The organism is Aeromonas sp. QDB54 (genome assembly GCF_027707385.1).
GTDB lineage: Bacteria > Pseudomonadota > Gammaproteobacteria > Enterobacterales > Aeromonadaceae > Aeromonas > Aeromonas hydrophila.
The window spans coordinates 76,868-91,172 of record NZ_JAPCIT010000012.1 but is presented as its reverse complement, the minus strand read 5'-3'; the positions used below and the strand labels follow the sequence as shown (position 1 = coordinate 91,172).

The following is a 14,305-nucleotide window of genomic DNA, read 5'->3' as shown; positions in this document are numbered from 1 at the left end:
CGGCAAAGGGGATGGCTGACTGGGTGCCACCTTTGCCCCCCCTCGCCCATTGGTTTACAATCGACGGGTTTTTTGGAACCCGGTTGACCCGCGTCGACCTGGCCCCACCACGACATCAGTCTGTTAGTGCCAAGACATTAACCTGCTGAAAAGGAAGAGAATTAGCCAATGGCTCAATTTATTTACACCATGAACAGGGTCGGCAAGGTAGTGCCGCCCAAGCGTCATATTCTCAAGAACATCTCCTTGAGCTTCTTCCCGGGCGCCAAGATCGGCGTGCTGGGTCTGAACGGCGCCGGTAAATCCACCCTGCTGCGCATCATGGCAGGCATCGACACCGAGATCGAAGGGGAAGCCCGTCCGCAGCCCGGCATCAAGATCGGCTACCTGCCGCAGGAGCCGAAGCTGGATCCGGAGCAGACCGTACGCGAAGCGGTCGAAGAGGCCGTTGGCGAAGTGAAGCGCGCCATGGCCCGTCTGGACGAAGTCTATGCGGCCTACGCCGACCCGGATGCGGATTTCGACAAGCTGGCCCGCGAACAGGGCGAGCTGGAAGCCATCATCCAGGCCCAGGGTGGCCACAACATGGAAAACCAGCTGGAGCGCGCGGCCGACGCCCTGCGCCTGCCGGCCTGGGATGCCCAGATCAAGCACCTCTCCGGTGGTGAGCGCCGCCGGGTGGCGCTGTGCCGCCTGCTGCTGGAAAAACCGGACATGCTGCTGCTGGATGAACCGACCAACCACCTGGATGCAGAATCCGTGGCCTGGCTGGAGCGCTTCCTGCACGACTACGAGGGTACCGTCGTGGCCATCACCCACGACCGTTACTTCCTCGACAACGTGGCCGGCTGGATCCTGGAGCTGGACCGCGGCGAAGGGATCCCGTGGGAGGGCAACTACTCCTCCTGGCTGGAGCAAAAAGATGCCCGTCTGGCGCAAGAAGCCAGCACGGAAGCTGCTCGTCGCAAGTCTATCGAGAAAGAGCTGGAGTGGGTTCGCCAGAACCCGAAAGGCCGTCAGGCCAAATCCAAGGCCCGTATGGCTCGCTTCGAGGAGCTCAACACCAACGACTACCAGAAGCGCAACGAGACCAACGAGCTGTTCATTCCGCCCGGACCGCGCCTCGGCGACAAGGTGGTGGAGGTGGCAAACCTCTGCAAGTCCTACGGTGACCGCCAGCTGATCGACGATCTCTCCTTCTCCATTCCGAAGGGGGCCATCGTCGGCATCATCGGTCCGAACGGTGCCGGTAAATCGACCCTGTTCCGCATGATGTCGGGTCAGGAGCAGCCGGACTCAGGTTCCATCACTCTGGGTGAGACCGTGGTGCTGGCCTCGGTGGATCAGTTCCGCGACAGCATGAACGACAAGAAGACAGTGTTCGAGGAAGTCGCCGACGGCCAGGACATCCTGCGCATCGGCAACTACGAGTTCCCGAGCCGCGCCTACATAGGCCGCTTCAACTTCAAGGGCGCCGATCAGCAGAAGCGGGTTGGCGAGCTGTCCGGTGGTGAACGCGGCCGTCTGCACCTGGCCAAGCTGCTGCAGACCGGCGGCAACGTGCTGCTCTTGGATGAACCGACCAACGATCTGGACATCGAAACCCTGCGCGCCCTCGAGAACGCCCTGCTGGAGTTCCCGGGTTGCGCCATGGTCATCTCCCACGACCGCTGGTTCCTCGACCGCATCGCCACCCACATCCTGGACTATCAGGACGAGGGCAAGATCGCCTTCTTCGAGGGCAACTTCACCGAATACGAAGAGTGGAAGAAGAAGACCTACGGCGCCGAGGCCATCCAGCCGCATCGCGCCAAGTACAAGCGCATCGCCAAGTAACAGGGCAAACAAGTACGGCTGCTACATCAGCCGCACCGTTTCCACCACGACAAGCGCATCGCCAAGTAACAGGGCAAACAAGTGCGGCTGCTGCATCAGCCGCACCGTTCCCACCACGACAAGCGAATCGCCAAGTAAACCGGTACATGCGACAAGGGGAGCCCAGGCTCCCCTTTCTTGTGCCCGATCGCTTACAATCCAAGACGGATACCTTATGCATGGATGTAGCAAGATGACGACCCAGCCCACCACAGAGAAGAAACTGACCATCCAGATCCGGGTCGAGCCCGGTTGCCTCGGGCCGGACGGCAAGGCGCACATCGAGACCTTCTGCACCGCCGCCGCCAAGATCTTCGCCGCCGTGGAGCCGGAGCTGGTGAACTGGACCCTGCTGCCCCGCTATGACAAGCAGTTGCCGGAGCAGGAGTTTTTCATCGACGGCCGCAAGCTGACCGAGGAGCAGGCCAGCCTGTTTCTGCGCCGCCTGGGGCGGGAGCTGGGGGAAGTGCAGGAGACCCTCGACTCCGTGCTGGCCCAACTGGTAGAGCGCTATTTCAAAACCCTCTGAGCTCTGCCCTCTCTGCGCCAAAAAGGTTCTCCGACGAGAACCTTTTTTGTTGGCGAAAAAGCAAACGTTTGAATTTTTGCTCTATTCATTGATCCGCCTCGCAGATCCGGGGTTTGTAAACGGCACCGCCTGTGTAAAAATGTGCGCGCTGTCACGGTATCAGGACGAGTCTGGTTGTTTAACCACCAGAAACAGGGCATCACGCCCGCATGGATGGGACCGGCTCCTCGCCTGCTGCTTATTTCACGTCACCTATTGGAATCCAACATGAATCAACCACACCAGGCCCCCGCACAGGCCGCCGGGCAAGGATTGCTTGAGCGTCTGTTTGCCCTGAAGGGCCATGGCACCAACGCCCGCACCGAAGTGATCGCCGGCATCACCACCTTCCTGACCATGGTCTATATCGTCTTCGTCAACCCGCAGATCCTCTCTGCGGCCGGCATGGACACCCAGGCCGTGTTCGTCACCACCTGCCTCATCGCCGGCATCGGCAGCATCCTGATGGGTCTGCTCGCCAACCTGCCCATCGCGCTGGCACCGGCCATGGGCCTCAACGCCTTCTTCGCCTTCGTGGTGGTGGCCGGCATGGGCTACTCCTGGCAAGTGGGCATGGGCACCATCTTCTGGGGTGCCATGGGCCTGTTGATCCTCACCCTGCTGCGGGTGCGCTACTGGCTCATCGCCAACATTCCGCTCACCCTGCGGGTCGGCATCACCGCCGGCATCGGTCTGCTGATCGCCCTGCTCGGCCTGCACAACGCCGGCATCGTGGTCGCCAGCCCCGCCACCATGGTGACGGTGGGCAACCTCACCTCCCTGCCCTGCCTGCTGGGGCTGCTCGGTTTCTTCCTGATCTGCATCTTCTCCGCCCGCGGCGTCCACTCCGCCGTGCTGATCGCCATCGTGGTGACCACCACCCTGGGCTGGCTGTTTGGCGACGTCATCTTCAAGGGCTTCGTCTCCATGCCCCCCAGCATTGAGCCGGTGTTTGGCCAGCTGGACCTGATGGGCTCGCTCGACATCAGCCTGGCCGGGATCATCTTCTCCTTCATGCTGGTCAACCTGTTCGACTCCTCCGGCACCCTGATCGGCGTCACCAACCGTGCCAAGCTGGCCGATGACAAGGGGCACTTCCCGCGCATGAAGCAGGCCTTGCTGGTGGATAGCGCCAGCTCGGTCGGCGGCGCCTTCATGGGCACCTCCTCGGTCACCGCCTTCATCGAGAGCAGCTCCGGCGTCGCCGTCGGCGGCCGTACCGGCCTCACCGCCATCGTGGTCGGCCTGCTGTTCCTGCTGGCCATCTTCTTCTCTCCGGTGGCCGCCATGGTGCCGGCCTACGCCGCAGCCGGCGCCCTCATCTACGTGGGCGTGCTGATGTGCTCCGAGCTGACCCGGGTGAAGTGGGAAGACCTGACCGAAGCGGTGCCGGCCTTCATGACCGCCGTCATGATGCCGTTCAGCTTCTCCATCACCGAGGGGATCGCCGTCGGCTTCATCTCCTACTGCGTGATGAAGGCGGGTACCGGCCGCTGGCGCGAGATCAACCCCTGCGTGCTGGTGGTGGCCCTGCTGTTCGTGCTCAAGTTCGTCTGGGTCGACAGCCACTAAGCCGCGACGCACAAATACTGCGCAAACAAAAATGCCCGTCAGCGACGGGCATTTTTTATGGCTGACGAAGTGGCACTCAGCGAATGCCGCGCGCCTCGCGGATCCACTCCCAGGCCTGCTGGATCTCCTGGGTCTTCTCCTTGGCCATCTCCATCATCTCCGGCGGCAAGCCCTTGGCGGCCAGCTTGTCCGGGTGATGCTTGCTCATCTCCTTGCGATAGGCGCGCTTGATCTCCTGATCGCTGTCGCTCTCGCTCACCCCCAACAGCTGGTAGGCATCCTTGAGCCGGTCACGGGAGGGGGCCTCCTGCCGGTACTGCTGCCCGCTGTGCCCGCCATCCTGATACTGGCCACCGTGCGCCCGGTTGAAGAAGTTCATCTGCGCCTCGGCCATCGCCAGAATGCGGGCCAGCTCGATGCGGCTGAAGCCCAGCTCATCGGCGATGGTGTGCAGGATGGCACGCTCGTTGGCCTCGACCTTGCCATCGGCGAAGGCGGCCTGCAGCTGCACCTCGAGGAAAAAGCGCAGGATATCGCGCTGGCCCTGGCTGGCACGACGAAACTCGGCCAGGGTCTCCCGCAGCGGAAAGTCCGCCTCCTTGCCCTGGCGGAACGACTCCTGGGCGCGAGCCCGCTGCTCACCTGCCAGCCGCATCCGGTCCATCAGGTTGGAGGCGACCCGGATCTCCTGCTCGGTCACCTGGCCGCTCGCCTTGGCGATATGGCCCATGACGGCGAAGGTGGCGTGGAAGAAGACCGCCTGTTGCTGCTGGGTGGGTGCGCGGCGAAAATTCAAGCCCATGCCACGGTCGAAACGGTGGCCTATCCAGAGGCCAAGCAGGGCACCGAAGATGTTGCCGAGCAGAAAACCGAAGAAGGCGCCAAGCACCTTACCCCAAATACGCATGGTTCAAGACCTCGTGAAATTAATGAGTGCGTCCTTGCAACTGATCGTCCAGCGCCTGCAGCCGCGCCACCGTGCCGATGTCGCGCCACTCGCCGGCCAGCAGGCTGCCGCCCACCCGGCCCTGTGCCATCCAGTCGCGCAGCAGGGGCGCCAGCTTGCGCGCCCCCGATGTGAGTCCGGCAAAGGCGGCGGGCTCATAGAGTCCGACTCCGCTGAAGGTCAGCGCCTGGGTATCGACCACCTTTCCCGCCTGCAGCGCAAAATCCCCCGCCGGATGTTGCGGCGGGTTGGGCACCAGCCAGAGGTGGGCCAGATCCGTACCCAGCGGCTGGGTCACCAGAGTGCGATAGTCCAGATCGAGCCAGGTATCGCCGTTGATCACCAGAAACGGCTCGTCTCCCAGCAGCGGCAGCGCCTGCACGATGCCGCCGGCGGTCTCCAGCGCGCTCTCCTCCGCCGACCATTGAATGTCGACTCCGAACTGACGGCCATCGCCGAGGGCCTCTACCAGCTTGTGGCCGAGCCAGGCATGGTTGATGACAAGCGTGGTCACGCCGGCAGCCTTAAGTTTGTCGATATGGTGCACAATGAGCGGCTTGCCCCCCACCGCCAGCAGCGGCTTGGGCAGGCTGTCGGTGAGCGGGCGCATCCGCTCGCCGCGACCGGCGGCCAGGATCATCGCCTTCATGACGTTACTCCGGTGCGGGCCAGCCCGGGCAGCACCACCTGCGCCAGCCACTGGCCGAAGCGAGCCAGCACCGGGTAGGCCGCACCATGGCTGCGGCAGACATCCACCACATAGCCGAGGGTGCGGGGAATGTCCTTGAGGTAACCGGACTTGCCGTCGCGATGGTAGAGACGGGTGAAGATGCCCGCCGCCTTGAGGTGGCGCTGCATGCCGGTGAGATCAGCGGCGCGACGAAACGCGGCGTAATCGAGCTCGCCCAGCAGCTTGGCCTGCTGCAGGGTGTCAAACCCGAGCCGCATGCCCTGCTCGATCACCGTGTCCGGCCAGCGCACGTAGCAGTCTTTCAGCAGCGAGACCAGGTCATAGCTGAGCGGGCCTGTGACCATGTCCTGGAAGTCGATGACCGCCAGCTGGCTGTCGGCCGGGGTCTCGCCACCGCACACCATCAGGTTGCGGCTGTGAAAATCCCGGTGCATCACCCCCTGCGGCTGGGCCAGGTTGTTCTCGGTGAGGCAGGCGAAGGTCTCGGCCAGCAACTGCTGCTCTTCATCGCTCAGGGCCAGTTGCAGATGGTGACCCAGCAGCCACTCGGGGAAAATGCTGTTCTCCCGTGCCATAAAGGCGGAATCAAAAGGCTCAAGGTCCAGTTCAACTGCGCCGAGACGGGGCAGCAGCGCGATGGCCTTGCCGTACCAGGCCAGCACGTTGTCTGCGTTCAGGCAGCCGATAAGCTGGGTGTCCCCCAGATCGGTCACCGCCAGCAGCCCCTGATCGTAGTCCACCGCCCGCACCTCGGGGGCCAGCAGACCACCGGCATGCAGGGCCGAGGCATTGCGGACAAACTCATGATTTTTTTCGGTTTTAGGATTGGCATCCACCCAGATCAGGCCACCGCCACGGTGGTAGCGGCGAAAACTGGCGTCACCGGAAATGAGGGTCAACTGCAGGCTGGCATCACCGGAAATCCGGCGCGCCCAGTGCAACAAGAGGGAATCGCGATCGTGCATAAGTCGGGGACCAAATTGGAAAGCAGCACTTGGCTGTTAGCCCTGGCCGCAATAATGCTTTATCATTGCCGGCTAACATAAAGCAATGACATGCAATGTCAACTCGATGAATCCTGTCGTAAAATGCATGTCTTGAATCAGCCGTAGCTACCACGGATTGCGCGAGTCTTTCACATGACAAAACGGACACTGGGATACTCCTATCCCATCGCCCTGACCATCAGCCTTGTTCCAGCCCTGACCCCGGCCATCGTGCAGGCGGCGCCGCTGACGCCGCCGCCCGCCACCGGGATCCTGGACGGGCTCTGCTATGACTATGTCCCCAAGATTGAGAAGCTGGCGCCCGGCAAGGACGCCAACGCCCAACCCGTGGAAGTGGATGCCGATCGGCTCGAAGCCAAGCAGGGCGGCACCGCCGTCTACCAGGGCGACGTCAAGGTGCGCCAGGGCGTGCGCAAGTTCGATTCCGACTACGCCGAGCTCGATCAGAAGAGCCGGGACGTCATCGCCATCGGCAACATCTACTACAACGATGGCCAGATCACGGTCACCAGCGACAAGACCCTGAAATCTAACCTGGATACCAAGAACTCCGAGCTGGAAGAGGGCAAATATCAGGTGCATGGCTCGCCGGTGCGCGGCTCAGCCGACCGGGTCACCATGACCAACAACAACCAGAACATCACCCTGGAAGGGGCCCAGTACACCACCTGCCCGCCGGGTCAGGAAGTGTGGACCCTGAAGGCGGGCAGCATCGACATCGATCAGACCGAGGTGTTCGGGGAAGCCTGGAACGCCAGTCTCTGGCTCTACGACTACCCGGTGTTCTACTTCCCGTACATCAACTTTCCCATCAAGGATGAACGCAAGACGGGCTTGCTCTACCCGGGTTATACCCAAAGCTCCAAGAACGGCATGGACATCACCCAGCCGTTCTACTGGAACATTGCCCCCAACTACGATGCCACCATCACCTCCCGCTTCATGGACAGACGTGGCCTGATGGAGCAGGTGCAGTTCCGCTACATGCCGGATCCGGCCCATGTCGGCAGCCTCTATTTCGAGAACCTGGCCAACGACAAGCAGTACGACGAGACCCCGAGCCTCAACCAGGCCATGTCCGACGGTCACCGTTACCTGCTCAACGCCAATCACACCTCGCTGTTTGCCGACAACGCCATGCGGGTGTCGCTCGACTACACCAAGGTGCGGGACCGGGATTACAACTACTTCAACGACTTCTCCCCCAAGGTAGGCACCCAGGTCGAGAACCAGTTGCAGCAGTCCCTGATGGCCGGTTACTTCCAGCCCAACTGGAACATCAACACCGAGGTGCGCACCTACCAGATCCTGCTGGCCAGCGCCCAGCAGCCGCACGAGCTGATGCCGCGCATCGACCACAACTATTACCAGCAGGGCAGCTGGTACGATCTGGCCTGGAACACCGAGATCACCAAGTTCGGCTACAACAACGCCCAGGCCATCGCCCAGAACCAGGGCGGCGCCTACACCGGCACCCGGGTCTACACGGCCCCGACCCTGACCATGCCGCTCATCAACGAGGCAGGCTACTACCTCGACAGCCAGTACAAGCTGATGTACACCCGTTACGATCAGGAAGTGCCGGACAATATGAGCCAGACCTTTGTCAGCCGCTTTACTCCTGAAAACGGCAACGGGGTCACCCTGGACGAAGGGATCATCACCCGCACCCTGCCCTCCTTCCGTCTCAAGGGCGGCATGACCTTCGAGCGCAACCAGAACTGGTTCGGTGGCGATGCCAACCAGACCCTGGAGCCGGAGTTCCAGTACCTCTATGTGCCCTACAAGAACCAGGACAACATAGGCGTCTATGACTCCACCAGCATGCGTCAGGACTACTACAGCCTGTTCAGCGACCGCCGCTACGCCGGTCTGGATCGCATCAGCGACTCCAACAGAGTTTCCATCGGCCTCACCAGCCGGGTATATGATGAGGCCGGTGATGAACGAATTCGGCTGGCCGTTGCCCAAGCTTTCGATTTTGTTGCGCCCAGGGTCAAGCTCTATCCCAGCGAGACCCTGACCACCAACACCCGCTCCCCGCTCTCCTTCGAGGGGGATGCCAAGATCAACGAGCAGTGGTTTGCCCATGCCGGCGCGCAATATGATGTGGACCAGAGCCAGCTCAGCTCAGCCAACAGCGCCATCGAGTATCGCCGCGAGAAGCTGATCAGCCAGCTGAACCATCGTTTCGTACGCGATGCCAACTACGATCTTGAAAACAAGGGGCAGGTAACCGATCTCAACCAGATCGGCCTGCTGCTGACTACCCCGCTCAACGACCAGTGGCACCTGTACGGGGGTTACTATCAGGAGCTGAATCAGAGCGTGAAGTCTGATCGCAAGGTAGGCCTGAAGTACGACTCCTGCTGCTGGAGCATCAACTTCAACCTGGAGTGGGTCAACACTCCGGACAACGTGACCATGCGTCCGACCTCGGAGCGCAGTCTGGGCATTCAGTTTGAAATGAAAGGATTGGGTAGCGTGGGTACCGGCTCCAAGGGCACCTCCCTGGACACCGAAGCACTGCCTTACATTCGTCCGTTTAACCTGCGAGACCAATAAGCGGTCTGGCAAACGCCTTGAGAGATGGATATGAAGAAGACGTTGATTTCCCTGCTGACTGCAGGCCTGTTCGGAGCCATGAGCCAGGGTGCCTTCGCCGCCCCCGAACTGATGGACAAGGTGCTTGCCGTGGTCAACAAGGACGTGGTGCTGGCCAGCCAGCAGGAAGCCCTGGTGCAGAAGGTGAAAGCCTCTGCCCAGGAGAGCGGCCAGTCCCTGCCCGATGACGCCACCCTGCGCAAACAGGCGCTGGATCGGCTGATCCAGGAGAGCCTGCAGCTGCAACTGGCGGATCGTCAGGGCCTCAAGATCAGCGATACCCAGCTGGAGCAGGCTATCCAGAGCATCGCCGCCGACAACAAGATGACCCTGGATCAGCTGCGAGCTCAGCTGGCCCGTGAAGGGCTGACCTATGCCCAGTATCGGGAAGAGGTGCGCCGCGAGATCCTGATGAACGAGGTGCGCCGCAATCAGGTGCGCCGCCGCATCAACATCTCCGAGCAGGAGGTGAAGCAGGTGGTCGACATCCTCGCCAAGCAGGGTCAGCAACAGCAGCAATACCATGTCGGCCACATCCAGGTTGCCCTGCCGGACAACCCGAGCGCCGAGCAGCTCAACGCCGCCAAGAGCAAGATTGAACGCATCCTGGCCGCCCTCAAGCAAGGCGCCGACTTCCGCAAGATGGCCATTGCCGAGAGTAGCGGACCCAAGGCGCTGGAAGGGGGTGACTGGGGCTGGATGAGCCCGCAGGAGATGCCGACCCTGATGGCCGAGGCGGTGCAAGGCACCAAGAAGGGCGACATCGTCGGCCCGCTGCGTTCTGGTGCCGGCCTGCACATCATCAAGGTGTTCGACACCAAGGGCCAGCAGCAGGTCGTGCAGACCGAAGTGCGCGCCCGTCACATCCTGATCAAGCCCTCCATCATCCTGAGCGAAGAAAAAGCCAAGGGCATGCTGGACGGCATCCTGCACGACATTAAGAGCGGCAAGGCCAGCTTCGCCAGCCTGGCGGAGAAATACTCCGAAGACCCGGGTTCTGCGGTGCAGGGTGGCGAACTGGGCTGGTCCGATCCCAACGTCTATGTGCCGGAGTTCCGCGACATGGTCAACCGCCTGCAACCGGGCCAGATCAGCGAACCCTTCCGCACCACCCACGGCTGGCACATCGTCCAGCTGGAAGAGCGCCGCAGCCAGGATGCCACCAACAAGGCCCAGGAGCAGCGCGCCTATCAGCTGATCTACAACCGTCGCTTCACCGAAGAGTCCCAGGCCTGGCTGGACGAGCTGCGTGACGAGGCCTACATCCAGATCGAAGGCGCCGGCAGCTGATGAGTTGTCGTCGTCTCGCCATCACCCCGGGTGAACCGGCCGGGATCGGTCCGGATCTGGTGCTGCAGATTGCCCAGCAGGATTGGCCGCACCAGCTGGTGGTGATCGCCGATCCGGCGCTGCTGCACGAGCGGGCTGCCCTGCTGGGGCTGCCCGTCGAGTTGCAGCCTTATGATGCCGACCAGCCTGCCCACCCGCAGCGGGCCGGCACCCTCACCGTCTGTCCGGTTCCCCTCGGCGCCGCCGTGGTGCCGGGCATGCTCGACGAGGGTAACGGTGCCTACGTGCTGGCCACCCTGCAGCGCGCCTGCGATGGCAACATGAGCGGCGAATTTGCCGCCGTGGTGACCGGGCCGGTGCACAAGGGGATCATCAACCAGGCCGGCGTCTCGTTCAGCGGTCACACCGAGTTCTTCGCCCAGCAGTCCGGCACCGCCGACGTGGTGATGCTGCTGGCGACCGAGGGACTGCGGGTCGCGCTGGCGACCACCCACATTCCGCTGGCCTATGTGGCGATGGCCATCACCGAGGATCGGCTCGGCAAGGTGATCCGCATCCTGGATGCGGATCTCAAGAGCAAATTCGGCATCGCCACTCCCCGCATTTACGTCTGCGGCCTCAATCCCCACGCCGGGGAAGGCGGCCATCTCGGCCGTGAAGAGATTGACGTGATCGAACCCGCCCTGGCAGTCCTTCGCCAGGAGGGGATCGATCTGGTCGGCCCGTTGCCGGCCGATACCCTGTTCCAGGACAAATACCTCAAGGATGCGGATGCGGTACTCGCCATGTACCACGACCAGGGGCTGCCCGTGCTCAAATACAAGGGCTTCGGCAGTTCGGTCAATATCACCCTTGGACTTCCTTTCATCCGCACTTCGGTGGATCACGGCACCGCACTGGATCTGGCAGGCAAGGGCCTCGCCGACTCGGGCAGCCTGATCACCGCGATCAACCACGCCATCAAGATGGTAGAGAAAAAAAGATATGAGCAGTAAGGTGCAGAGCAACAAGGTGCACATGGGCCACACCGCCCGTAAGCGTTTCGGTCAGAACTTCTTGCACGATCGCTACGTGATCGATCAGATCGTGGCCGCCATCAATCCGCAGCCGGGTCAGAATCTGGTGGAGATCGGCCCGGGTCTGGCCGCGCTGACCGAGCCGGTCGCCTCCCAGATGGACAAGATGACCGTGGTCGAGCTGGACCGCGACTTGGCGGCGCGCCTGCGCGAGCACCCGACGCTCAAGGAGAAGCTGACCGTCATCGAAGCCGATGCCATGCGCTTCGACTTCGGCACCCTGATGGGGGAAGGCAAGGGGCCGCTGCGCATCTTCGGCAACCTGCCCTACAACATCTCCACTCCGCTCATCTTCCACCTGTGCGAGTTCGCCGACCGGGTAGAGGACATGCACTTCATGCTGCAAAAGGAAGTGGTCCTGCGTCTGGCTGCCGGCCCCGGCAGCAAGGCTTATGGCCGACTGAGCGTGATGACCCAGTACTACTGTCAGGTGGTGCCTGTGCTGGAAGTGGGCCCTGGCGCCTTCAAGCCGGCGCCGAAGGTGGACTCCGCCGTGGTGCGTCTGATCCCGCACAAGAACCCGACTATCGTCGCGAAAGACATTCGTTGCCTGAACCGGGTCTGCACCGAGGGCTTCGGCCAGCGTCGCAAGACCATTCGCAACAGCTTCTCCAACTTCATCACGGACGCCCAGCTGACCGAGCTTGGTATCGATGGCAACCTGCGCCCGGAGAATCTCTCCCTCGAGCAGTTCGTCATGATCGCCAACTGGCTGGCGGATCAGCAACAGGCCTGATCCCGTGGCCACTCCGCACATAGTCATCCGCCCATACCCCCGTTATGTGGCGGATTCCAAAGACCCTTACCAGTTCCACTATCTCATCGAGATCGAGAACCTGGGGCCGGGCCCGGTGCAGCTGCTGCACCGGCGCTGGCTCATCACCGATGCCAATGGCAAGATGCTGGAAGTCGAAGGCCCCGGCGTGGTCGGCGAGCAGCCGGTGATCGCAGAGGGGGAAACCTTCCGCTATCAGAGCGGCGTGCCGCTGGCCACCCCGCTTGGGGTGATGGAAGGGAGTTATACCCTGCAAGACGAGTCGGGGCAGCAATTCGAGGCGCCCATCGCGCCCTTTACGCTGGCCGTCCCCCACATTATCAACTGAGGTTTCATGGCGAACTGTTTTGTTGGCGATATCCAGGGCTGTTACGACGACTTGCGCCGTCTGCTGGATCTGGCCGAGTTCGATCCCGCTAACGACGTGCTCTGGCTGTGTGGCGATCTGGTCGCCCGCGGCCCGGACTCTCTCAATACCCTGCGCTTCGTCAAGGGGCTGGGCAACCGGGCCGTCACCGTGCTCGGCAACCACGACCTGCACCTGCTGGCGGTCGCCGATGGCGTCGCCCCGCTCAAGAAGAAAGACAAGCTGCAGGAGCTGATGGAGGCACCGGACCGGGACGAGCTGCTGGAGTGGCTGCGCCACCGTCCGCTGCTGGCGGAGCACCCCGACCTGCCCATCATGATGGTGCATGCCGGCATCTCCCCGGCATGGGACGCCCGCACCGCCCGCAACTGCGCCCGCGAGGTGGAGAGCCTGCTGCGTGGCGATCAGTACCAGTGGCTGCTGCACAACATGTATGGCGATCAGCCGGATGGCTGGCAGGACGATCTGGTCGGGATCGAGCGCTACCGCTACATCATCAACACCTTCACCCGGATGCGCTTCTGCTATTTCGACGGCCGGCTCGACTTCAAATGCAAGAAGGGCCCCACCGAGTCGACCCCGGGCCTGCGCCCCTGGTTCGAGCAGCGCGAGCACCATGTGGATGACCCCATCCTGGTGTTCGGCCACTGGGCGGCCCTGATGGGCAACACCGGCAAGCAGGACATCAAGGCGCTGGACACCGGCTGTGTCTGGGGCAACAGCCTCACCCTGTGGCGCTATGAAGATGACGCCCTGATCGCCACCCCCTGTCCCACTTACGCCAAGTGATGATAAGGGGACTGCGTCTGAGCAATCAGTGCCTCACTATAAAGATGGCGCCCTGATCACTCCCCTCTCCCACAACACCAAGCAGGTGGCAGGCAATAAAACAGCACGGGCCCGGCATTGCCGGGCCCGTTTTTTATGGTGCATCGCTCACCCTAGAGCTTGCGCCCCAACCGCTTCTCGATCTGCTGCCGCTCCCACTCGGGCCCGAACAGCTTGAACGGCTGGAACAGGTTGATGGCATGGGAGATCAATCCCAGCCCCCAGCCCAGCGCCGGCCACCAGGCCCAGATATAGCCCGGGTTGCTCAGGTAGTTGATGACAAACAGCCCGCAAATCACCAGCAGGTAGCTGGCGATGTGGTAATAGAAGCCCTTGAGCCCCTCCACATAACGCATGGCGGCCCGCTCCTCTACCGATACCCGTATCTCATCCCGTTCCATCGTGTCACTCCCTCTCATCTCGTGCTCCTGTTGGCTTGTACCGTCAAGTTGCGCCACCTCGAGCTCAAAGACGGCGGCCAGGGCCTTGAGGGATTCCAGTCCGGGCTGCTGGCCCTGCTCTATCCGCTGAATGGTGCGAACGCTCAGGCCGGTAAAGGCGGCCAACTGCTCCTGTGACCAGCCCCGCTGCAATCTCAACTTCCTGACGATCATCTCGAACTCCTTGTGGTTGATTGACGGGGCCAGCATAGGGGCCGGCGGGTGCCATGGGCCACGACAGCGCCCTGACACCAACCTGACTTTCC

13 protein-coding genes are annotated in these 14,305 nt (G+C 62.3%); 9 read left to right on the top strand and 4 right to left on the bottom strand.

Annotated elements, in window-relative coordinates; all coding sequences use genetic code 11:
- Positions 1 to 168 precede the first annotated feature (168 nt).
- The 3 genes from ettA (at position 169) to PG881_RS13470 (ending at position 4,015) form a co-directional block, all read left to right on the top strand.
- A complete protein-coding gene (gene ettA, locus PG881_RS13480; protein ID WP_016349627.1) occupies positions 169 to 1,836 on the top strand; it encodes an energy-dependent translational throttle protein EttA in 1,668 nt (555 codons plus the stop codon).
- A 232-nt stretch (positions 1,837 to 2,068) separates the two neighbouring features.
- Complete coding sequence (locus PG881_RS13475) at positions 2,069 to 2,404, top strand: hypothetical protein (protein ID WP_045790534.1); 336 nt, start codon at positions 2,069 to 2,071, stop codon at positions 2,402 to 2,404.
- 267 nt (positions 2,405 to 2,671) lie between these two features.
- Positions 2,672 to 4,015, top strand: coding sequence for an NCS2 family permease (locus PG881_RS13470; RefSeq protein WP_270800591.1), 1,344 nt, complete (start codon positions 2,672 to 2,674; stop codon positions 4,013 to 4,015).
- A gap of 76 nt (positions 4,016 to 4,091) precedes the next feature.
- On the opposite strand, the gene djlA is transcribed toward PG881_RS13470, so the two are convergent.
- From djlA to PG881_RS13455, 3 genes are read right to left on the bottom strand one after another with little or no spacing between them, the layout of a single operon-like run.
- On the bottom strand, positions 4,092 to 4,922 hold the full coding sequence (djlA, locus tag PG881_RS13465) for a co-chaperone DjlA (protein ID WP_257688717.1): 831 nt from the start codon (positions 4,920 to 4,922) through the stop codon (positions 4,092 to 4,094).
- A gap of 19 nt (positions 4,923 to 4,941) precedes the next feature.
- Positions 4,942 to 5,610 (bottom strand): N-acetylmuramate alpha-1-phosphate uridylyltransferase MurU, encoded by a 669-nt coding sequence (gene murU / locus PG881_RS13460; RefSeq protein ID WP_270800586.1) that lies wholly within the window; start codon positions 5,608 to 5,610, stop codon positions 4,942 to 4,944.
- Entirely contained in the window at positions 5,607 to 6,617 is a 1,011-nt protein-coding gene (locus PG881_RS13455) for an aminoglycoside phosphotransferase family protein (RefSeq protein ID WP_270800584.1), read from the bottom strand. Before PG881_RS13455 ends, murU begins: the two co-directional genes overlap by 4 nt.
- 174 nt (positions 6,618 to 6,791) lie before the next feature.
- On the opposite strand from PG881_RS13455, the gene lptD reads away from it, so the two are divergent.
- Genes lptD through PG881_RS13425 form a run of 6 tightly spaced genes read left to right on the top strand, consistent with a single transcriptional unit; the run spans position 6,792 to position 13,560 of the window.
- Entirely contained in the window at positions 6,792 to 9,224 is a 2,433-nt protein-coding gene (gene lptD, locus PG881_RS13450) for an LPS assembly protein LptD (protein WP_065475915.1), read from the top strand.
- A gap of 30 nt (positions 9,225 to 9,254) precedes the next feature.
- Positions 9,255 to 10,553 (top strand): peptidylprolyl isomerase SurA, encoded by a 1,299-nt coding sequence (surA, locus tag PG881_RS13445; protein ID WP_011704881.1) that lies wholly within the window; start codon positions 9,255 to 9,257, stop codon positions 10,551 to 10,553.
- Positions 10,553 to 11,548: a 4-hydroxythreonine-4-phosphate dehydrogenase PdxA gene (gene pdxA, locus PG881_RS13440; RefSeq protein ID WP_270800582.1), complete on the top strand. Its 996-nt coding sequence runs from the start codon at positions 10,553 to 10,555 to the stop codon at positions 11,546 to 11,548. The genes surA and pdxA overlap by 1 nt, the downstream gene beginning before the upstream one ends.
- Positions 11,538 to 12,365, top strand: a complete 828-nt coding sequence (rsmA, locus tag PG881_RS13435; RefSeq protein ID WP_016349619.1) for a 16S rRNA (adenine(1518)-N(6)/adenine(1519)-N(6))-dimethyltransferase RsmA — start codon at positions 11,538 to 11,540, stop codon at positions 12,363 to 12,365. Before pdxA ends, rsmA begins: the two co-directional genes overlap by 11 nt.
- A 4-nt stretch (positions 12,366 to 12,369) precedes the next feature.
- Complete coding sequence (gene apaG, locus PG881_RS13430; RefSeq protein WP_039213901.1) at positions 12,370 to 12,732, top strand: Co2+/Mg2+ efflux protein ApaG; 363 nt, start codon at positions 12,370 to 12,372, stop codon at positions 12,730 to 12,732.
- A 6-nt stretch (positions 12,733 to 12,738) separates the two neighbouring features.
- Positions 12,739 to 13,560 (top strand): symmetrical bis(5'-nucleosyl)-tetraphosphatase, encoded by an 822-nt coding sequence (locus tag PG881_RS13425; RefSeq protein WP_043160557.1) that lies wholly within the window; start codon positions 12,739 to 12,741, stop codon positions 13,558 to 13,560.
- Positions 13,561 to 13,712: 152 nt separating this feature from the next.
- On the opposite strand, the gene PG881_RS13420 is transcribed toward PG881_RS13425, so the two are convergent.
- Complete coding sequence (locus PG881_RS13420; RefSeq protein ID WP_017410311.1) at positions 13,713 to 14,213, bottom strand: 2TM domain-containing protein; 501 nt, start codon at positions 14,211 to 14,213, stop codon at positions 13,713 to 13,715.
- Positions 14,214 to 14,305 lie beyond the last annotated feature (92 nt).